This is a genomic window from Streptomyces sp. NPDC014734 (assembly GCF_043083325.1).
Classification (GTDB): Bacteria; Actinomycetota; Actinomycetes; order Streptomycetales; family Streptomycetaceae; genus Streptomyces.
On sequence record NZ_JBIBYN010000019.1, the window covers coordinates 98,635 to 119,026 of the forward strand.

The following is a 20,392-nucleotide window of genomic DNA, read 5'->3' on the forward strand; positions in this document are numbered from 1 at the left end:
ATTCGCGCAGGTGGGAGGCATGATCATGTTCTCTACTTCTTCTTGCCCTGGTTCTTCACTGCCTCGATGGCGGCCTTGGCGGCCTCCGGGTCGAGGTAGGTGCCGCCCGGCTTCACCGGACGGAAGTCGGCGTCCAGCTCGTAGACGAGCGGGATGCCGGTCGGGATGTTCAGGCCCGCGATGTCGGCGTCGGAGACGCCGTCCAGGTGCTTGACCAGGGCACGCAGGCTGTTGCCGTGGGCGGCGACCAGGACCGTGCGGCCGGTCAGCAGGTCCGGGACGATGTCGTCGTACCAGTACGGCAGCATGCGGTCGACGACGTCCTTCAGGCACTCGGTGCGCGGCCGCAGCTCCGGCGGGATCGTCGCGTAGCGCGGGTCGTCGCTCTGCGAGAACTCGGTGCCGTCCTCCAGCGCGGGCGGCGGCGTGTCGTAGGAACGGCGCCACAGCATGAACTGCTCCTCGCCGAACTCGGCGAGGGTCTGTGCCTTGTCCTTGCCCTGGAGGGCGCCGTAGTGGCGCTCGTTCAGCCGCCAGGAGCGGTGGACGGGGATCCAGTGGCGGTCCGCGGCCTCCAGCGCGAGCTGCGCGGTGCGGATGGCGCGCTTCTGGAGGGAGGTGTGCAGGACGTCGGGGAGCAGGCCGGCGTCCTTCAGCAGCTCACCGCCGCGGACCGCCTCCTTCTCGCCCTTCTCCGTGAGGTTGACGTCCACCCATCCGGTGAACAGGTTCTTCGCGTTCCACTCGCTCTCGCCGTGGCGGAGGAGGATCAGCTTGTACGGTGCGTCGGCCATGGCTCCGAGCGTAATCGAAGGCGTTCGGGCGCTGCGCGGCCGGTCAAGGGGCGGACAAGGGGCGGACAAGGAGCGTGAAGGCGCGGGCGGACCGGGGCGGGGCCGCGTCGATTGACGGTCGGCGTCAATCGACTGGCGCATCGGAATTCCGCATTCGTAATGTGTGGATCGCCGCCGGGCCTCTTACCGGTGATGCTCGTCGTTCCGTACGTCCCCGGGGGGAACCCGTATGTCTGTCGCCGGCCTCAGACGCACCGCACGCGAATCCGTGTCCGGTCTCCCCAGGGAGTTCTGGTGGCTGTGGACCAGCACGCTGGTCAATCGACTCGGTGCGTTCGTCGCCACCTTCATGGCGCTCTACCTGACCCTGGACCGGGGCTACTCGGCCTCGTACGCCGGCCTGGTGGCCGCGCTGCACGGGCTCGGCGGGGTGGTGTCCTCGCTCGGGGCCGGGGTGATGACCGACCGGCTCGGCCGTCGGCCCACCATGCTGATCGCGCAGACCTCGACCGCGGTGTCGGTGGCCGTGCTCGGGTTCATGGTCCACCCGGTGGCCATCGCGGCCGTCGCGTTCCTCGTCGGCATGGCGAGCAACGCCTCGCGGCCCGCCGTGCAGGCGATGATGGCCGACATCGTCCGGCCCGAGGACCGGGTGCGGGCGTTCTCGCTCAACTACTGGGCGATCAACCTCGGCTTCGCCGTCTCGTCGGCCGGGGCCGGGTTCGTCGCCGAGTACAGCTATCTCGCGGGGTTCCTCGGCGAGGCCGCGATGACGCTGGCCTGTGCCGTCGTCGTGTTCGCCAAGGTGCCCGAGTCGCGTCCCGAGAGGACCGCGGCGCCCGGCCGGGCGGACAGCGGCGGCGCGGACGAGGTCCGGCTCTCCACCGTGCTGCGCGACGGACGGTTCATGGGAGTCGTCGGGCTTTCCTTCGTCATCGCGCTGATCTTCCAGCAGGGCTATGTGGGCCTGCCCGTGGCCATGGGCGCCGACGGGTTCTCCAGCTCCGACTTCGGTACGGCCATCGCCGTCAACGGGGTGCTGATCGTGGTGCTCCAGATCCCGGTCACCCGGTTCATCCAGCACCGCGATCCGCGGCGGCTGCTCGTCGTGTCGTCGTTGCTGGCGGGGTACGGCTTCGGGCTCACGGCCTTCGCCGGGTCCGTCGCCGTGTACGCGCTGACCATCTGCGTCTGGACGGTCGCCGAGATCGTCAATTCGCCGATCCAGAGCAGTCTGGTGGTCCAGCTCTCGCCCGCCCGGGGCCGGGGCCGGTACCAGGGCATGTACACGATGTCGTGGTCCGCCGCCGCGCTGATCGCGCCGCTGATGTCGGGCGTGGTGATCGACCGCTTCGGGGCGGAGTGGCTGTGGGGGGCGTGCGCGGTCCTGGGCACCGGGGCGGCGCTCGGCTACTGGTTGCTGATGCGGAAGCTGCCGGGGGAGGCGGTGGCGAAGTCCGGAACCGGTCGCGTGGCGGAGACGGGCGGCGGCACGCTGAGCGATGGGAGCCGACGGTCCGACGGGAGCGGACGGTCCGGCCCCGCGCGGCCGACGTCCGAGAAGGCGCTCGCGGAGATGTCCGCGGAAGCACACGCGGAAGCGCCCGCGGAGGCCGGCTGACCGACGCCCCGCCCACGGCACACAGAACGCGGGGACGCGGAGAGCGGGGACGCGGAACGTAGCCCAGGGCCCACGGCCCCTGGAACGCGTCACACGGACCGCGGCCCCGCAGCCCACATCACACGGTCCACATCAACGGCCCACGGCCCACATCACACGGCGCAGGTCACACGGCGCAGGTCACGCCTCGCACGGAACGCGGTGGCGCCCCGCGCGGAGGAGATCGTCTCCGCGCGGGGCGCCCGTTCCGCTCCGTGGCGACCGCCGGTCAGCCGCAGCAGCCACCGCACTGGCACGGGGCCCCGGACTGGCAGCCGCAGCCGCAGCCCGAGCCGCAGCCGCAGGCGCCGAGCACGGGCAGACGTCCCGCGTCGGCAGAGGTCTCCTGCCGCGGGTCGGTCGTGGGGGAATCGGCCATGGTTCCTCCTCAAGGCGTACGACAGGGCCGTCCGCCGACAACGACGCGCGCACGGCCGGGGCGCACGGCCAAGGCGCGCCGCCCCACCCCATTGGATGCCCACCCGGGCGGGCGCATCAACGGCGCACGTGCGCAGAACGCATGTGCGACACATATGCGACCGCGTGCGCCCTCTGCTCGGGCCGTGCCCGCCCCCCAGCCACGCGTCCCCGGGCCCGGGCCGTGCCCGCCTCGGCCACACGCCCCCGCGTACGCGTCCCCGGCTTCGGATCGTGCCCGCCCCGGCTACACGCCCTCCACCGGAGTCTGCTGCTGGATCTCGTCCGCGTGCTCGCCCGTGACCAGGTAGACCACGCGCTTGGCGACCGACACCGCGTGGTCGGCGAAACGCTCGTAGTAGCGGCCGAGGAGCGTCACGTCGACGGCGGTCTCGATGCCGTGCTTCCAGCGGTCGTCCATCAGGTGCTGGAACAGTGTGCGGTGCAGCAGGTCCATCTCGTCGTCGTCCTGCTCCAGCTGAAGGGCCAGGTCGACGTCCTTGGTGATGATCACCTCGGCCGCCTTGGCCATCAGGCGCTGGGCGAGCTGGCCCATCTCCAGGATGGTGGCGTGCAGGTCGCCCGGCACCGCGGACGCCGGGAACCGCAGCCGGGCGAGCTTGGCCACGTGCTGGGCGAGGTCGCCCGAGCGCTCCAGGTCGGCGCTCATCCGCAGTGAGGTGACCACGATCCGCAGATCGGTCGCCACCGGCTGCTGCCGGGCGAGCAAGGCGATGGCCCGCGCCTCCAGGTCGTGCTGGAGGTCGTCGACCTTCTGGTCCGCGGCGATCACGCTCTCCGCGAGCTTGAGATCGGCATCGAGCATGGACGTCGTCGCCCGGCCGATGGCCGACCCGACGAGCCGGGCCATCTCGACCAGATCCTCGCCGATCGAGTCGAGTTCCTCGTGGTAGGCGTCACGCATGGAAGTCCCTCTCCAGTCCTCTGTGCAATGCCGGGGCCTGCTGTGAACCCCACGCTGTCACCATGGGCCGCCTACGCGTCGCCTTCCGGCCGCGCAAGTGAACCGCCCCTTGCTCCTCGGTGAACTCTGGGCGACGAGTGTTCGGATAGGCACTCGGATGGCTGGGAGAGTCCTCCCGGACCCGCATAACCTTGACGTATGGACGTGAACGCGGCAGTCGCCGCAGCTGCGGCGATCGGCGGTGCGTGTACCGGCGTGATCGCCATGCTCGCGTTCCGCTGGAGCGAGCGCGACCAGAAGAAACCGACGCGCACCTCCCTGCGGCCCGACGGCAACGCGGCCCTTCCCCCCGGCGTGGACACGGTGCTGTCCGTGCTCAGCTCCTCCGCGGTCGTGCTCGACGAGAGCGACAGTGTGGTCAAGGCGAGCTCCGCCGCGTACGCGCTGGGGCTGGTGAGGGGAGGGCGGCTGGCCGTCGACGCGATGCTGAACATGGCCAGGGACACCCGCCGTGACGGTGAGATACGGCAGGTCGAACTGGACCTCCCCCGTCGCGGCACCGGTCGCGGCGAGGCCCTGGCGGTCTCCGCCCGGGTCGCCCCGCTGGGCTCCCGGCTGGTGCTGCTGCTCGTGGAGGACCTCACCGAGGCCCGCCGCATAGAAGCGGTACGGCGCGACTTCGTCGCCAACGTCAGCCACGAGCTCAAGACCCCGGTCGGTGCGCTCTCGCTGCTGTCCGAGGCCGTGATGGACGCCGCCGACGATCCGGAGGCGGTGGAGCGGTTCGCGGGGCGGATGCAGATCGAGGCGACCCGGCTGACCAACCTCGTGCAGGAGATCATCGACCTCTCCCGGGTGCAGAACGACGACCCGCTGGAGGACGCCGAGCCGGTGCGGGTGGACGAGCTGGTGGCCGAGGCCATCGATCGCTGCCGTCAGCAGGCCGGGTCGAAGCAGATCACCATGGCGGCGGGCGGCACCGCGGAGCTCCGCATCTGGGGCAACCGCGGCCAGCTCGCCGCGGCACTCGGCAACCTCGTCGAGAACGCCGTCAACTACAGCCCCGCCCGTACCCGAGTGGGCATCGCCGCCCGGCGCGTGTCCGTACCCGGCGGGGACCAGATCGAGATAGCGGTGACCGACCAGGGCATCGGCATCTCGGAGAAGGACCGCGAGCGGGTCTTCGAACGCTTCTACCGCGTCGACCCGGCCCGCTCACGGGCCACCGGTGGCACCGGCCTCGGCCTCGCCATCGTCAAGCACGTGGCCGCCTCGCACGGCGGGGAGGTCACGGTCTGGAGCTCGGAGGGCCAGGGCTCCACCTTCACCCTGCGGCTGCCCGAGGCGGTTGCCGTACGGGAACGGGACCGCAGCTCGGGCGGACCGCTCATCGTCAATGGCGACGAGGGCCCCCACGGGCCCGTTCATCCCGACACCCTTGAACCATTCCCTGCCCCGGAGGTCCTTCCGTGACCCGAGTGCTCGTCGTCGAGGACGAGGAGTCCTTCAGCGACGCCCTGTCCTACATGCTCCGCAAGGAGGGTTTCGAAGTCGCCATCGCGGCCACGGGACCGGACGGCCTTGACGAGTTCGAGCGCAACGGCGCCGATCTCGTCCTGCTCGACCTGATGCTGCCGGGCCTGCCCGGCACCGAGGTCTGTCGTCAGCTGCGCAGCAGGTCCAACGTCCCCGTGATCATGGTCACGGCCAAGGACAGCGAGATCGACAAGGTCGTCGGCCTGGAAATAGGAGCCGACGACTACGTCACCAAGCCGTTCTCCTCGCGGGAGCTCGTGGCCCGTATCCGCGCGGTGCTGCGTCGCCGCGGCGAGCCGGAGGAGGTCACGCCGGCCGCTCTGGAGGCGGGCCCGGTCCGGATGGACGTGGACCGCCACGTCGTCACGGTCTCCGGCGGCAAGGTCGATCTCCCGCTCAAGGAGTTCGACCTGCTGGAGATGCTGCTGCGCAACGCGGGCCGGGTCCTGACCCGCATGCAGCTCATCGACCGGGTCTGGGGCGCCGACTACGTGGGCGACACCAAGACCCTGGATGTGCACGTCAAGCGCCTGCGGGCCAAGATCGAGCCCGACCCGGGGGCACCGCGCTTCCTGGTGACGGTGCGGGGCCTGGGATACAAGTTCGAGCCGTAGGCCGGACCGGGTACGCGACGGCGGAGGGCGCCCCCCGAGAGGGAGGGCGCCCTCCGCCGTCGTACGTCGTACGCGCGGAGCCCGGGCGGTCCCGTGCCGTCCGGCCCGCGCGCGGCGGCGTCAGTCCTCCGACGGGACGCCGGACCCCTCGTCGCCCGAGTCGTTCGCGCCGTTCTCCGTACCGCTCTCGGAGCCGGACTCGCCCGGGGCCCCCGAACCGGTGGCGGTGGCCGACGGCGACGCGGGCTTCGACGGCGCCACCGGCAGCGAGCTCGGGCCGAAGCCGGTGAAGTAGCTGGTCGACGGCACGACGAACACGCCGAGCGGGATCTCGCCGGTGGTGCTGAACTTGAAGACGACGTTCTGCACGTTGCCGTTCTGGGCGGCCTCGCGGCCGTCCTCGATCACGGCGGAGGCGTTGCCCTTGCCGCCGAGGACCACACTGCCGCCCGCGGGAACCTCGATGGGGCCGTTGCCCTGGGCCGCGTGCAGCTTCACCGAGGCGCTCGTGCCCGGCAGCGAGACGGCCTCCAGGGTCTGCTTCTTGGTCCCGCTGTTGAAGAGCGTCGCGGAGACGACGGCGGGGCCCTCCGCGCCGCGCTCCGGCTGGGTGATCACGTTGGCGTTCTGGATGCTGATGTCACCCGAGGTGGTGGCGGCGCTGTCCGGCTTGATCTGGAGCGTCGCTGCGTCATTGCCCGCACCGCACGCGGCGAGCGAGGCGATCGAGAACACGATGGCGGTGGCGGCGAGGGCGCCGTGTCGAAGGCTGCGGCTCACGGCGGCGGCAACTCCTTGAACGTGTCGGACTGCGGACGGGGGGAACGGGCGACGTAAAGCCGCCCTAAGCATGTGTCAGCGGCCTTAGGCTACCGAGCCGCCCTTCCCGCCCCGCACCCGACCCGCCCCTACACGCCGCCGCACTTCCCGAAGGCTCTTCCGGGCGGTGCCTCGCACGACGGTCTCGTTCGTGGCCCGCGGCCGGACGGCGGTTTCTCCGCCGGTGCACTCGGAATCGGCCGTCACGCACCGTTCACATATCGCCGGTGATCAATTCATGGAGTGCGTCATCGAGTGCGTGATGGAGAGCGCCGTGGAGAGCCTCATCGAGTACCTCATGGCGCGTGACGTATCGCCCGGTGTATCGCGTGGCGTATTCCGTGCGCATTAGTGAGCGTCACCCGGAGTCGATCAATTCCATTGATCACCCGCACTTGCCATCCGTACGGGTGATCGATGCTCGAACGGAGTGAGGAAAGTCTATCGTCGAGAATCCGGCAAAACGGGACGTTAGGTCACTTCGGAGAGGGGTTCGGGGGCGTGTGACGTGCGTGTTTCACCGCGCCCGCACAGCCGCTCCGACCTGCGAATACCGCCCCGCGCCAACCGCCCGCAGCACGTCCGTGTTGCTGTTGTCAAGCCCCGAGATATGCCCTGACCTGCGAAAACGCCATTCAGGAGAGGCTGTTCTCGTGTTATCCTTGATAGCCACGGAAGGGGTACCTGTCACATGACGTTCAAGGTTGGCGACACCGTGGTCTATCCCCATCACGGGGCCGCGCTGATCGAGGCTATCGAAACTCGCCAGATCAAAGGCGTGGACAAGACCTACTTGGTGCTCAAGGTCGCCCAGGGCGACTTGACGGTTCGTGTGCCGGCGGACAATGCGGAGTTCGTGGGTGTGCGCGACGTAGTCGGGCAGGAAGGGCTGGACCGGGTCTTCGAGGTGCTGCGTGCGCCGTACGCCGAGGAGCCGACGAACTGGTCCCGTCGCTACAAGGCAAATCTGGAGAAGCTCGCCTCCGGCGATGTCATCAAGGTCGCCGAAGTGGTGCGTGACCTGTGGCGTCGTGAGCGCGAGCGCGGACTCTCCGCGGGTGAGAAGCGCATGCTGGCGAAGGCCCGCCAGATTCTGGTGAGCGAACTCGCTCTCGCGGAGAACACGAACGAGGACAAGGCCGAGGCTCTGCTCGACGAGGTACTCGCGTCCTGAACCGGCTCGCGCCGGTCGTGGGAAATGTACTGCGGTGCCCGCTGACAACCGTATTCACGGTACGTCGGTCGGGCGCTGCGGCATGTCCGAAATCGGCAGCCGGATATGACCGACCGCACGCGAGAACGCATGCCCGGACTGCATGCCGGACCGTGCGCCCTGCCGCATGTCCGGCCGGATATGACCGGGTATGCGGTCGGCGGCCATTCCCGGAGCCGGTATGTCGGGTGACGTGCCGCAGTAGATTTGACGGGTACGCGACAGTTCGGCGGGTGTGCGGCGGTGCGGCCGCCGGATCGGGGTCGGGCAGACATCGTTCGAACGGATCGGGGTCGCGAAGACACCATTCGAATGTGGCCATGCCGTGGCCGGAACGCGACGGCAGTGGCCCGTCTCACCCGTGCGTTGGCTTCAGCGGCGATCCCCCCGATACTTTGCTCGCGATCCTGCGCAGGCGATCCGAGCGGCCGGGACGGGTCGTTCGGCCTCGACCGGGTGTCACGGAAAGGGTCCGGTCGAGTCCAGGTGTCGTGCCCGGCTCGCTTGTGGCCATACCCACGTCGGTCGTGGAAACAAACATGCCGAAGCTCCGGAGTGCAATCGATGTCTGATCAATCGCGTCCGAACCGCACCGCCGCCGTGATTCCCGCGGCCGGCCGCGGGGTCCGGCTCGGCCCGGGCGCCCCCAAGGCGCTCCGCGCGCTGGGCGGGACGCCGATGCTCGTCCACGCGGTACGGGCCATGGCGGCGTCCCGTTCCGTCGCGCTGGTCGTCGTCGTGGCGCCGCCGGACGGCGCCGCCGAGGTGAAGAACCTGCTGAACGAGCACGCGCTGCCCGAGCGCACCGACTACGTCGTCGTGCCCGGCGGCGACACCCGGCAGGAGTCGGTGCGCCTCGGTCTCGACGTCCTGCCCGACGACGTCTCCGTCGTCCTCGTCCACGACGCGGCCCGCCCACTGGTGCCGGTCGACACCGTGGACGCGGTGATCGCGGCGGTGCGCGGGGGTGCGCCCGCCGTCGTGCCGGCGCTGCCGCTCGCCGACACGGTCAAGGAGGTCGAGCCCGGGGCGCCGGGGGAGCCGGAGCCGGTCCTCGGCACGCCCGAGCGGGCCCGGCTGCGCGCGGTGCAGACCCCGCAGGGCTTCGACCGCGGCACGCTCGTGCGCGCGCACGACACCGTAGCCGTGGGCGGCGAGGGCGCCACGGACGACGCGGGAATGGTGGAGCGGCTCGGGGAGCCCGTCGTGGTCGTCCCCGGGCACGAGGAGGCGTTCAAGGTGACCCGGCCGCTGGACCTGGTGCTGGCCGAGGCGGTACTCGCACGCAGGAGGGCGAACGATGGCTTCTGAGGAAACGGTTCCCGAGCGGACGACCCACGACGAGCGGACCGGCCCGTCGGCCCACGACGAGCGGACCGGTCCGTCGGCTCGCGGCGAGCGGCCGGTTTCGGTGCCCGACGGCGAGCGGACCGGTCCGGTGATTCCGCTCGTCGGGATCGGCACCGACATCCATGCCTTCGAGGAGGGCCGCGAACTGTGGTGCGCTGGGCTGCTCTGGGAGGGCGAGGGGCCGGGCCTGGCGGGGCACTCCGACGCCGATGTCGTCGCGCACGCCGCATGCAACGCGCTGTTCTCGGCGGCCGGCCTCGGTGACCTCGGGCAGCACTTCGGGACCGGGCGGCCGGAGTGGTCCGGTGCCGCCGGGGTGACCCTGCTGACCGAGGCCGCGCGGATCGTACGCGCCGAGGGCTTCGAGATCGGGAACGTCGCCGTCCAGGTCGTCGGCGTGCGTCCGAAGGTCGGCAAGCGGCGCGACGAGGCGCAGCGGGTGCTGTCGGCGGCCGTGGGGGCGCCCGTCTCGCTCTCCGCCGCCACGTCCGACGGGCTCGGTTTCACCGGGCGGGGCGAGGGTCTCGCCGGTATCGCGACGGCATTGGTCTACCGCGTCGGCTGAATTCCTCGTACGGCCCTGACCTGGTGGTACTCACCGTCCACCCTTTGTTGCACATTGCTTGCACGTACGCTGGTACGGCAAGCGATGTGGCGTACGAGGGTGGTGAGGCTCGCAGATGAGCGCGACGACGGTGGTCCCGGCCCGGAGCGGTGCCGACGCGGACGGGTACGTCCTGCGCACCGCCGCCCCCGAGGACGTCGACGGGGCGCGGGCCGTGATGCTCGACACCGTCTACCGGGACTTCGGGTCCGGTTACGTGCCGCGCTGGCACGCCGACATCATCGACCCCGACGCCGCCTACCTGCGTCCCGGGCGGTGCACCCTGCTGGTCGTCGAATGCGACGGGGCGATCGTCGCCACCGGGGCCGTGCGCGACCGGGGGCCCCAGGCGCCGCCCAATCCGCAGTGGGTCGCCGACCGCTTCCCGTCCGGCACCACCGCCCAGCTCTGCCGGATCTACGTGGCGCCGGGGCACCGCAGGCACGGCCTCGCCCGCCGGATCGTGCGCGAGCTGTGCGACTTCGTCGCGCGGGCCGGCGGGTACGAGGCGATCTACCTGCACACCGATCCCGCCGTGCCCGGCGCCGAGCCGTTCTGGCGGTCGCTGGCCCATGAGGTGTGTGACGAGCGCGCGCTGCCCGGCGGCGGTCAGGGCATCGTCCACTTCGAGCTGCCGCTGCCCGCGCTGCCCGCCCCCGCACGCCGGAACGGCACCCCCGCCCGCTAGAACGACAATCGTTTTCATATAAGGTTCCCGTCATGCCCATATCCCGTCGCCGCTCCGCGCTGCCGCTGGCACTCTCCGCGACAGCCCTCCTCGTCCCGCTCGCCACCGCCTGTTCCTCGGGCGGTTCCGACGGCTCCGCGGACGGGCAGCGGCTCCGGGTCGCGATGGCGTTCCCACCCGCTCAGGCCATGTCCCCGTATGGGGACGACGCGGTCACCCTCAGCAGGCTCGCCGTGATCGAGGGCCTCACCGCGCTCGACCGGAACGGCGACGCCGAGCCCGCGCTCGCCACCTCCTGGAAGCGCGACGACGACCGCACCTGGACGTTCACCCTGCGCGACGCCACGTTCCAGGACGGCGGCAGACTGGCGGCCTCCGACGTCGTGCGCTCGCTGGGCGCCGCCGAGTCGGCGTCGCCCAGGCCGCGGGTCCTCAGCGACACCCGGCTCACCGCCACGGCCCCCGACGCCCGGACCGTCCGGATCGTCACCGCCGCCCCCGACCCGCTGCTGCCCCAGCGCCTCGCCAACCCCTCCCTCACGATCCTCTCCGCCGCCGCGTACGCGGGCGGCAAGGTGAACCCCGCCGGGCACGCCACCGGCCCGTTCACCCTGACGAAGGTCGGCGGCGCGGTCAGCGCGACCCTGGAGCGCAACGACGCCTACTGGGGTGCCAGGGCCAAGGCGCCCGGCGTCGACGTGAAGTTCGTCGCCGACGGCACCGCCCGCGCCAACGCCCTGCGCACCAAGGCCGTCGACGTCGCCGAGTACGTCCCCATCTCGCAGGCACCCGTCCTGGGCGACGGGCTCGTCCACGAATTCCCCTCCGCCCGCACCAACGGCCTCTCCCTCAACACCGCGCGCGGGGTCTTCGCCGACCCGGCGATGCGTGCCGCCGCCCGCGAGGCCATCGACTCCGAGGCCCTGGTCAAGGGCGTCTACGAGGGCCGCGCCGACAGCGCGCGGGGCCTGCTCGGCCCCGGCGTGCCCTGGGCCGCCGCCGACCGCACCGCCCCCGTGAACCGGGCGAAGGCCGCGAGCGAGGACCAGGTGGCGAAGACGAAGGAGATCGTCCTCGCCACCTACACCAACCGGCCCGAACTGCCCGAGGTCGCCACCGTCGTCCAGCAGCAGCTCACCGCCCGCGGTTTCACCGTCAAGCAGGTCGTGCGCGACTACGCCCAGCTGGAGGCCGACGCGCTCGCGGGCAAGTACGACGCGTTCATCCAGGCCCGCAACACCATCCTGGACACCGCCGACCCCGTCTCCTACCTCGCGTCCGACTTCACCTGCGACGGCAGCTTCAACATCTCCCAGCTCTGCGACAAGAACGTCGACGCCGCCGTCGCCAAGGCCGCCGGGACCGCCGACACCGGCGCCCGGCACCACGCCGAGATGGCCGCCGAGGCCCGTGTGCTGGGCACCGACGCCCTCGTTCCGCTGCTCCACGAACGCTTCACCCAGGGCTACGACGACAGCCGCGTCCGGGGCGTCGCGCTCGACCCGATGGAACGCACCCTGATCACCGCCGACACCCGCGTCGGGTGACCGGGTGAAGTACCTGGCCGGGCGGCTCGGCACGCTGCTCGCGGCCGTCGTCGCCGTCGGGCTGCTGCCCCGGCTGACCCGCACCGACCCGGCGCTGACGATCCTGCACGCCCGGTACGCCGACCGCCCGCCGACCCCCGAGACCCTCGACGCGATCCGCGCCGAGACCGGGCTCGACGGCGGCCCCCTCCACGTCCTGGGCGGTTGGTTCGGCGGGCTGTTCCGCGGCGACCTCGGCACCTCCTGGGTCTCCGGGCAACCCGTCGCCCCCGACGCCACGGCCGCGCTCGGCGTCTCCCTCACCCTGATGGGCGCCTCGCTCGCCGTCGCCCTGCTCCTCGCCGCCGTGCTCGCCGCGGGCACCCTGAGGCGCGGGGCACGGCGCCGGATCGTCACCGCGCGGGCCGGGGCGGTGGCCGCCGTTCTCGCCGCGCTGCCGGAATTCCTCCTCGCCGCCGTGCTCGCCACCGTCGTCGCCGTGCAACTCGGCGCGCTCCCGGCGATCGGCTGGGGCACCCCCGACCAGGCGGTACTGCCCGCGCTCGCCATGGGCATCCCGGCGGGCGCCCTGCTCGGCCGGCTGCTGGACGACGCGCTGCCCGCCGCGTTCGCCGAACCCTGGGCGCGGGCCGCCGCCGCGGGCGGACTGCCCGGACACCGCGTGGCCCTGCACGCCCTGCGCCGTACCCTGCCCGGACTGCTGCCCCAACTCGGCCTGATCGTCGTCGGCCTCACCGGCGGCGCCGTCGCCGTCGAGACGCTGTTCGCCGTCCCGGGGCTCGGCGGCACGGCGCTGAGCGCGGCCCTCGCGCAGGACCTCCCGGTGCTCCAGGCCTGTGTCCTGCTCCTGCTGCTCCTCGGCGTCGTCGCGGGCGCCGCCGCCCGCCTGGCCACCCGTACCCTGCTCGGGCCCGCCCTGCGCGACGGGGCGCTTCCCGCACTCGTCCCGCCGAACCTGCCCGCCCGACGGCTCCTCGCCCTCGGCGCGGTGGTCCTGGCCGCCCTGTTCGTCGCGGTGACCGTCGCCGGACTGCTGCGCGACCCGCTCCACGTCGACGCCGCCGCCCGCCTCGCCGGACCGTCCGCCGCGCATCCCCTCGGCACGGATTCCCTCGGCCGAGACGTCCTCGCCCGGCTCGGCCACGGCGCGGCCCGCACCGTCCTCACCGCGGTCGCGGTCGGCGCCGCCACCCTGGTCCTGGGCCTGGTCCTCGGCACGCTACGGGCCGGGGCCGTCACCGAGACCGCCAACGCGCTGCCCGCGATCCTCACCGGACTCGTCGTCGCGGGCGCCGTCGGGCCCGGTCCCCGGGGCGCCGCCGCGGCCGTCACCGCCGTCGCCTGGGCCCCGCTCGCCGCCCACACCGCGGCCCTGTACGCGCAGGAGCGGGCCGCCCCGCACATCGCGGCGGCCCGCTCGCTGGGCGCCGGCCGGTGGCACCTGGCCCGCCGCCACCTGCTGCCCGCCGTGGTCCCTCCGGTGCTGCGTCACGCGGTGCTGCGCGTCCCCGCCGTCGCGCTGGCCCTTGCCTCCCTCGGCTTCCTCGGCCTGGGCACGCAGGCACCGGCGCCGGAGTGGGGCCGGATGCTGTCGGAGAACATGCCGTACGCGGAACGGGCCCCCTGGGCCGTCCTCGCCCCCGCCGCCGCGCTCGCCGCCCTCGGTGCCCTGGCCGTCCTCACGGCGGCGGCGGTACGCGGCCGTGCCCGGCGAGGCGCCGCGTGAACACCCCAGCCGAAGCAGCCAAGGCAGCCACCCCGACCACCCCGACCACAGCAACCACCGCAACCGCACCAACCACCGCAGCCAAGGCAGCCAAGGAAACCAAGGAAACCGCACCAACCACAGCAACACGGGGCGCCCCCGGCACCTCCGGCGCCCCCGGTGCGGCCGGCAAGGCCGGAACCACCCCCTACCTCCGCCTCCTCACCGCCACCCAGTTCGCCTTCAACATCGGCTTCTACGCCGTGCTGCCCTACCTCGCCACCCACCTCGGCGCCGGTCTCGGCATGGCCGGCTGGCTCGTCGGCCTCGTCCTCGGACTGCGCACCTTCAGCCAGCAGGGCCTGTTCGTCGTCGGCGGTGCCCTCACCGACCGGTACGGTCCCCGCCCCGTCGTCCTCGCCGGGTGCGTCCTGCGGATCGTGGGCTTCGGCTGGCTCGCCCTCGCCGACTCCACCGTGACCGTCGTCGCCGCCGTCGTACTCATCGGATTCGCCGCCGCGCTGTTCTCACCGGCCGTGGAGTCCGAGACCGCCCGCGAGGCGGTCCGGCACGAACGGGACACCGGCACCCCGCGCGCCCAGGTGCTCGCCGTGTTCTCCGCCGCCGGGCAGGCCGGCGCCTTCATCGGCCCGCTGCTCGGCTCGCTGCTCCTGCTCCTCGACGCCGGATTCCGGGCGGCGTGCCTCGCGGGCGCGCTGGTCTTCGTCGGGGTCCTCGCCGGACACGCCCGGCTGATGCCGCGCCGGGCCCCCGCCGTCCGTCCGGACGACCGGTCCCGCCGCTCCCTGCGCGAGCCCCTGTGCGAGGTGTTCGGCAACGGCCCCTTCCTCGTGCTCTGCCTCGCATACAGCAGCTACCTGATCGCGTACAACCAGCTCTATCTGTCCCTCCCCGACGAGGTGGAGCGGGCCACCGGCTCGCAGGCCGCCCTCGGCTGGCTCTTCGCGCTCTCCTCGCTCCTGGTGGTCTGTGCCCAGCTTCCGCTGACCCGCTGGTCCGCGCGCCGCATCACCCCGCGCACCGCGCTGGTCACCGGCCTGGCGGTGGTCGCCACCGGTTTCGCCGCCGTGCCGCTCACCCCCGGCGGCCCCGCCGGACTGCTGCCCGGCGCCGTGCTCGTCGTCCTGCTCACCGCCGGGCAGATGCTGCTGGTGCCGGCCGCGCGCGGCCTCGTGCCGGACCTGGTCGACGACCGGCGCCTCGGCCTGGCCACCGGAGCGATGTCGTCCGTCTCCGGGGTCGCCGTACTCGGCGGCAGCGCCGCCACCGGGGCCCTGCTGGACGCACCCGCGCCGGTCCGCTGGGCGGCCCTCGCCGCCGTACCGCTCACGGGCGCCGTTCTCGCCGCGTTCCTCCGTACGGGCCGCGACCGGAAGCAGTTCCTCCGTACGGACCGGTGACCGGTGACCGGTGCGGGAAGTGATTCCTCCGTACGGGCCGGTACGGGGACCGGTTCCTCCGTACGGGCCGCAGCGGGAAGCAGGAGGAGGGAGAGTGGGTTGGGATACGCACAGGAGCACCACCGACCCCCATCCGGAGGACGCAACGCCATGACCGCCGCACTCTCCGACGAACTGAAGGCGCTTCTCGACACGCCGGTCTTCGTCACCGTCGCCACCATTCAGCCGGACGGCAGCCCGCAGCTCTCCCCGGTGTGGGTGAAGCGCGACGGCGACGACATCCTCATCTCCACGACCGTCGGCCGCCGCAAGGAGCGCAACCTGCGTCGTGACCCGCGGGTCTCCGTCGTCGTGCAGCCCTTCGCCGCCCCGTACACCTACGCCGAGATCCGCGGCAGCGCCACGCTCGGCACCGAGGGCGGGCAGGAGCTGATCGACGAGCTGTCCGTGAAGTACACCGGCAAGAAGTACGCGGAGTTCAACGCGGCGGCGGCCGACGACGACGAGCGCGTCGTCGTCCGGATCACCCCGCGCAAGGTCGTCGGACGCATCTGAGGAACCCCCGGCGCACACCGCTTCCCACGAAGTAGTCCCCGCGATCCCCAGAGGGGTCGCGGGGCACTGGTGCGCGCCCACTACCCTTGTGGCGTGACTATTCGCCTGTACGACACCAGCGCCCGGCAGATCCGTGACTTCGTCCCGCTCACGGCGGGTTGTGTCTCGATCTACCTCTGTGGTGCGACCGTCCAGGCAGCCCCGCACATCGGGCACATCCGGTCCGGGCTGAACTTCGACATCATGCGCCGTTGGTTCGAGTACCGCGGCTATGACGTCACATTCATCCGGAACGTCACCGACATCGACGACAAGATCATCGCGAAGTCGGCCGAGCAGGGACGCCCGTGGTGGTCCATCGGGTACGAGAACGAGCGGGCGTTCAACGCCGGATACGACACGCTGGGCTGCCTCCCGGTCACGTACGAACCGCGCGCGACCGGGCACATCACCGAGATGATCGAGATGATGCGCGGTCTGATCGAACGCGGTCACGCCTACGCGGCCGACGGCAACGTCTACTTCGACGTGCGTTCCTTCCCCGGCTATCTGGAGCTCTCCAACCAGGACCTGGACGATCTGCGCCAGCCGTCCGGCGAGGGCGAGACCGGCAAGCGCGACCAGCGCGACTTCGCCATGTGGAAGGCGTCCAAGCCGGGCGAGCCGAGCTGGGAGACCCCCTGGGGCCGCGGCAGGCCCGGCTGGCACCTTGAGTGCTCCGCGATGGCGCACAAGTACCTCGGTACCGCCTTCGACATCCACGGCGGCGGCATCGACCTGGTCTTCCCGCACCACGAGAACGAGATCGCCCAGGCCAAGGCGTACGGCGACGAGTTCGCGAAGTACTGGGTGCACAACGGCTGGGTCACCATGTCCGGCGAGAAGATGTCGAAGTCGCTGGGCAACTCCGTGCTGGTCAGCGAGATGGTCAAGGCGTGGCGCCCGATCGTGCTGCGCTACTACCTCGGTACTCCGCACTACCGGTCGATGATCGAGTACAGCGAGGAGGCCCTGCGCGAGGCCGAGTCCGCCTTCGCGCGGATCGAGGGCTTCGTGCAGCGCGTCATCGAGAAGGCGGGCGGCGAGGTCGCCCCGGCCGACGAGGTGCCGCCGGCCTTCGCCGAGGCGATGGACGACGACCTGGGCGTCCCGCAGGCGCTCGCGATCGTCCACACCACGGTCCGGCAGGGCAATTCCGCGCTGGCCGCCGACGACAAGGAGGCCGCCGTCGCCAGGCTCGCGGAGGTCCGGGCCATGCTCGGTGTCCTCGGGCTCGACCCGCTGGCCCCGCACTGGGCCGGCGAGGCCGACCGGGGCGAGGACCTGCACGGGGTCGTGGACACGCTCGTCCGCCTGGTCCTGGACCAGCGCGAGGCGGCCCGCGCCCGCAAGGACTGGCCCGCCGCCGACGCCATCCGCGATCAGCTCGGCCAGTCCGGGCTGGTCATCGAGGACAGCCCGTCCGGCCCGCGCTGGACTCTCGGCCCGCGCCAGTAGGCCGCCCGTGTGCCGTCCGGCGTCCCGGGCGGCACACTTCATATACGTACGCATGTCTGAGCAGCAACGAAACAGGTAGGTCATGGCCGGGAACAGCCAGCGCAGGAACCGCCGCACGTCCAACAAGAAGGGCGCGCAGGTCGGCAGCGGTGGGCAGCGACGCCGTGGCCTGGAGGGCAAGGGCCCGACACCGCCCGCCTCCGCCCGCAAGGGGCACGCGAAGAACCGGATCGCCAACGCCCAGGCCAAGCAGGCCGCCCGCCGCCGCCCCGCCCCGCGCCGCGGCGGCGCCAAGGGCACCTCCGAGATGGTCGTCGGCCGCAACCCGGTCTACGAGGCGCTGCGCGACGGCGTCCCCGCGACGACCCTGTACGTCCAGCAGTACATCGACAACGACGAGCGGGTCCGCGAGGCGCTCCAGCTGGCCGGCGAGCGCGGCAACATCAACCTGATGGAGGCCCCGCGCGCCGAGCTGGACCGGATGACGAACGGCCTGAACCACCAGGGCCTCGTCCTCCAGGTTCCGCCGTACGAGTACGCGCACCCGGAGGACCTGACCGCCGCCGCGTACGACAACGGCGAGGAACCGCTGATCGTCGCACTCGACGGTGTCACCGACCCGCGCAACCTGGGCGCCATCGTCCGTTCCGTCTCGGCGTTCGGCGGCCACGGCGTGGTCGTGCCGGAGCGGCGCGCGGCCGGGATGACGGCGGGGGCCTGGAAGTCCTCGGCGGGCACCGCCGCCCGTACCCCGGTCTCCCGGGTGACCAACCTGACCCGTGCCCTGGAGGGTTACCAGAAGGCCGGTCTCACGGTCGTCGGGCTCGCCGCCGACGGCGAGCACACCGTCGAGGACCTGGAGGCGCTCGGCGGCCCGGTCGTCGTCGTCATCGGCAGCGAGGGCAAGGGCCTGGGCAGGCTCGTCGGCGAGACCTGCGACTACCGGGTCCGCATCACGATGCCGGGCGGCGCCGAGTCGCTGAACGCCGGAGTCGCGGCCGGGATCGTGCTCTACGAGGCCGCGCGGCGCCGGGCCTGAGGCGGTTTCGGCGGGGGCCGGGACTCTTTCGGCGGGAGGCTGAGGCTCTTTCGGCGGGGCCGTCCGGCCCCGCCGGACCGGCCCGGCCACCGTTGACGGGTCTCGGACACATCGGGCCCGTCAAGGCAGTGTCCTAACCACTCGTCACTCGGTTAGATGAGTGTGGACACCAGAACGCCTCGGTTCGACGAACTACCCGCCCTGAGCATGACCAAGGTGGACTGCGACCCAGCGCAGGTCATCGTCAACCACGCCAGCTTCCGGGTGCAGCTCGCGCCCGGCCAGCGCGCACGGCTGCGCGGGCTGGCCCCCGCGGGCGTGCCCAGGATCCCCGCCATGAGCCGCCCCGCCGGAGTGGGCCGCGGCCGGCGCGCGCCCGTCGTGTGGAGCGGCAGGTCCGCTCCCGGTGATCCCGGCGCCACCGGACTCCTCCAGGCCGTGCGGGACTCCACCGTGGGCCGACAGGCCACCGCGTACGACGCCTTCGACGCCTCCTTCGAACGCTACGCCGACCGGCCCGGCGACTCCGGTCGCCCCGGTTCGTCCGGCCGCGAGTTCGACGGCGGCCCCGGCACGGTCGGGACCCAGCTCATCGAGTGCCTGGAGGAGACCCAGCCCAACCCCGTGGTCACCGGGCCCCAGCGGCCGGGCCGCCACGGTGACGGCCCCCTGCTGCCGCCGATGCGCCGGGCGGTCGGCGCTTACGACCCGGTCGACCCCGGGCCGTACGACCGCGACGTGTCCGGGTACGGGGGTGCGGGCGGGGACGCGTACGGGGACGCGTACGGGGAGAACGCGCACGACGACACCGAGGCCAGGGACCGGCGCCAGGGCGGCGACGCCGTGCGGCACGCGTACTACCCCGGGCGCCGTATGAACCTCGGCGTGGTGCTGCTGCCGCTGCGGGTCTTTCTCGGCTTCATCTCCATCTACGCCGGCATGGGCAAGCTGTGCGACCCGCTGTACTTCGACGGCGGCGAGCGCGGCTCCATGGTGAAGTGGCTGAACTCGCTGCACCCCTGGGCGATGGCCGAGCCGCTGCGCGAATTCGCGCTCTCGCACCCCGTGGGCGCCGGGCTCACCGTCGCCTTCCTCCAGGTCGTCGTCGGTGTGCTCACCGTCCTCGGTCTGTGGCAGCGCGTCGCCGCCTTCGTCGGGGCGCTGCTCTCCGCCGCCCTGCTCGTCACCGTCAGCTGGCGCAGCGTCGCCGTCTACGACGCGCCCGACATCATCTACCTCGCCGCCTGGAGTCCACTGGTCATCGCGGGCGCCCCCGTGTACTCCCTCGACGGGCGGCTGGCCGGCGAGGCGTGGCGGACGCTCGGTCCGCGCTCCCCGATCTGGGACCTCCGCCGCCGGGTGCTGCGCCGGGGTTCGGCCGTCGCCACCGTGGTCGTCGGCCTGACCCTGCTGGTGGGTTCGATGCTCGGCGGCGCGGTGCGCTCGTCCGGGGTCGTGACCGTGCCGGGGCCGAACTCCAACCCGACGAACCAGCTTCCCGGTTCCCCGCTGCCGGAGGAGTCCCGCAGTGGTGGGGCCTCCCGAACCCCCGAGGGACACCGCCCGTCGCCGTCCAGCAGCGGCGCCGCCGCCTCCCCGACCGCGGGGGCGTCCACGCCGCCCACCGGCTCCGGGCGCGAGCCGGGTCAGTCGGCGGCCGGTGCCGGGCAGCCCAGCGAGACCCAGGGCACCGTCCAGCAGGTTCCGCGTCAGACGACCCCGCAGCAGCCCCCGTCCAGCGGCTCCGGCCCGAGTTCCTCGGGTTCCACGGGCACCGGAGGGGGCCCCACGGGCGGCGGCTCGGACGACGGCGACTCGACGCCCGGTGATACGTCCGGTGCCGGGCAGAACCCGATCGGCGGGCTGCTCGGCTGAGCGACCCGCCCGCCGCTCACGGCGTGGGGGCGGCCACCGGAATACGACCGGTGACCGCCCCCACGCGCGTCCGGGGCTGTCCGCCCGACGACCGTCGGATTCCTGATGGCCGTCGGGTTTCCGATGCCCGTCG

At 72.3% G+C, this 20,392-nt stretch carries 18 protein-coding genes; 14 read left to right on the plus strand and 4 right to left on the minus strand.

The genetic code is table 11. The annotated features are described in order from the left end of the window. Window positions 1–32 precede the first annotated feature (32 nt). Entirely contained in the window at window positions 33–794 is a 762-nt protein-coding gene (locus ACF1CT_RS26805; RefSeq protein ID WP_391786518.1) for a phosphoglyceromutase, read from the minus strand. Window positions 795–1,023: 229 nt separating this feature from the next. On the opposite strand from ACF1CT_RS26805, the gene ACF1CT_RS26810 reads away from it, so the two are divergent. Next, complete coding sequence (locus ACF1CT_RS26810) at window positions 1,024–2,415, plus strand: MDR family MFS transporter (RefSeq protein ID WP_391786519.1); 1,392 nt, start codon at window positions 1,024–1,026, stop codon at window positions 2,413–2,415. Window positions 2,416–2,683: 268 nt separating this feature from the next. On the opposite strand, the gene ACF1CT_RS26815 is transcribed toward ACF1CT_RS26810, so the two are convergent. Together ACF1CT_RS26815 and phoU are read right to left on the minus strand one after the other, a co-directional pair. Further along, window positions 2,684–2,833: a hypothetical protein gene (locus ACF1CT_RS26815; protein ID WP_391786520.1), complete on the minus strand. Its 150-nt coding sequence runs from the start codon at window positions 2,831–2,833 to the stop codon at window positions 2,684–2,686. A 285-nt stretch (window positions 2,834–3,118) separates the two neighbouring features. After that, window positions 3,119–3,796, minus strand: coding sequence for a phosphate signaling complex protein PhoU (gene phoU / locus ACF1CT_RS26820; protein WP_391786521.1), 678 nt, complete (start codon window positions 3,794–3,796; stop codon window positions 3,119–3,121). 198 nt (window positions 3,797–3,994) lie between these two features. On the opposite strand from phoU, the gene ACF1CT_RS26825 reads away from it, so the two are divergent. Both ACF1CT_RS26825 and ACF1CT_RS26830 read left to right on the plus strand, forming a co-directional pair. Continuing rightward, window positions 3,995–5,269: a sensor histidine kinase gene (locus ACF1CT_RS26825; protein ID WP_391786522.1), complete on the plus strand. Its 1,275-nt coding sequence runs from the start codon at window positions 3,995–3,997 to the stop codon at window positions 5,267–5,269. Next, window positions 5,266–5,946 carry a response regulator transcription factor gene (locus ACF1CT_RS26830; RefSeq protein WP_030977814.1) on the plus strand — a complete coding sequence of 227 codons (681 nt, stop codon included), beginning with the start codon at window positions 5,266–5,268 and terminating at the stop codon, window positions 5,944–5,946. Before ACF1CT_RS26825 ends, ACF1CT_RS26830 begins: the two co-directional genes overlap by 4 nt. A 120-nt stretch (window positions 5,947–6,066) precedes the next feature. Here the strand turns inward: ACF1CT_RS26830 and ACF1CT_RS26835 are convergent, their stop codons facing one another. Beyond that, the gene (locus ACF1CT_RS26835) at window positions 6,067–6,726 is read right to left on the minus strand and encodes a DUF461 domain-containing protein (RefSeq protein ID WP_391786523.1); all 660 of its coding nucleotides are present in this window, start codon (window positions 6,724–6,726) and stop codon (window positions 6,067–6,069) included. A gap of 730 nt (window positions 6,727–7,456) precedes the next feature. Here ACF1CT_RS26835 and ACF1CT_RS26840 point away from each other — a divergent pair. From ACF1CT_RS26840 to ACF1CT_RS26890, 11 genes are all read left to right on the plus strand, one after another. Next, the gene (locus ACF1CT_RS26840) at window positions 7,457–7,939 is read left to right on the plus strand and encodes a CarD family transcriptional regulator (protein WP_006380568.1); all 483 of its coding nucleotides are present in this window, start codon (window positions 7,457–7,459) and stop codon (window positions 7,937–7,939) included. A 603-nt stretch (window positions 7,940–8,542) separates the two neighbouring features. Beyond that, window positions 8,543–9,289 (plus strand): 2-C-methyl-D-erythritol 4-phosphate cytidylyltransferase, encoded by a 747-nt coding sequence (ispD, locus tag ACF1CT_RS26845; protein ID WP_391786524.1) that lies wholly within the window; start codon window positions 8,543–8,545, stop codon window positions 9,287–9,289. Next, window positions 9,279–9,893 carry a 2-C-methyl-D-erythritol 2,4-cyclodiphosphate synthase gene (gene ispF, locus ACF1CT_RS26850; protein ID WP_391786525.1) on the plus strand — a complete coding sequence of 205 codons (615 nt, stop codon included), beginning with the start codon at window positions 9,279–9,281 and terminating at the stop codon, window positions 9,891–9,893. Before ispD ends, ispF begins: the two co-directional genes overlap by 11 nt. Window positions 9,894–10,008: 115 nt before the next feature. Beyond that, a complete protein-coding gene (locus ACF1CT_RS26855; protein WP_391786526.1) occupies window positions 10,009–10,620 on the plus strand; it encodes a GNAT family N-acetyltransferase in 612 nt (203 codons plus the stop codon). Between the two features lie 32 nt (window positions 10,621–10,652). Then, window positions 10,653–12,167 carry an ABC transporter substrate-binding protein gene (locus ACF1CT_RS26860; protein WP_391786527.1) on the plus strand — a complete coding sequence of 505 codons (1,515 nt, stop codon included), beginning with the start codon at window positions 10,653–10,655 and terminating at the stop codon, window positions 12,165–12,167. A gap of 4 nt (window positions 12,168–12,171) precedes the next feature. Further along, window positions 12,172–13,893, plus strand: a complete 1,722-nt coding sequence (locus tag ACF1CT_RS26865) for an ABC transporter permease subunit (RefSeq protein WP_391786528.1) — start codon at window positions 12,172–12,174, stop codon at window positions 13,891–13,893. Next, a complete protein-coding gene (locus ACF1CT_RS26870) occupies window positions 13,890–15,293 on the plus strand; it encodes an MDR family MFS transporter (protein ID WP_391786529.1) in 1,404 nt (467 codons plus the stop codon). Before ACF1CT_RS26865 ends, ACF1CT_RS26870 begins: the two co-directional genes overlap by 4 nt. A 150-nt stretch (window positions 15,294–15,443) precedes the next feature. Beyond that, a complete protein-coding gene (locus tag ACF1CT_RS26875; protein WP_391786530.1) occupies window positions 15,444–15,848 on the plus strand; it encodes a PPOX class F420-dependent oxidoreductase in 405 nt (134 codons plus the stop codon). Window positions 15,849–15,941: 93 nt separating this feature from the next. Continuing rightward, window positions 15,942–17,345 (plus strand): cysteine--tRNA ligase, encoded by a 1,404-nt coding sequence (gene cysS, locus ACF1CT_RS26880; RefSeq protein ID WP_391786531.1) that lies wholly within the window; start codon window positions 15,942–15,944, stop codon window positions 17,343–17,345. Window positions 17,346–17,427: 82 nt separating this feature from the next. Beyond that, window positions 17,428–18,384, plus strand: coding sequence for a 23S rRNA (guanosine(2251)-2'-O)-methyltransferase RlmB (rlmB, locus tag ACF1CT_RS26885; protein ID WP_391786532.1), 957 nt, complete (start codon window positions 17,428–17,430; stop codon window positions 18,382–18,384). Window positions 18,385–18,540: 156 nt separating this feature from the next. Further along, the gene (locus ACF1CT_RS26890) at window positions 18,541–20,259 is read left to right on the plus strand and encodes a DoxX family membrane protein (RefSeq protein WP_391786533.1); all 1,719 of its coding nucleotides are present in this window, start codon (window positions 18,541–18,543) and stop codon (window positions 20,257–20,259) included. The last annotated feature ends 133 nt before the right edge of the window (window positions 20,260–20,392 follow it).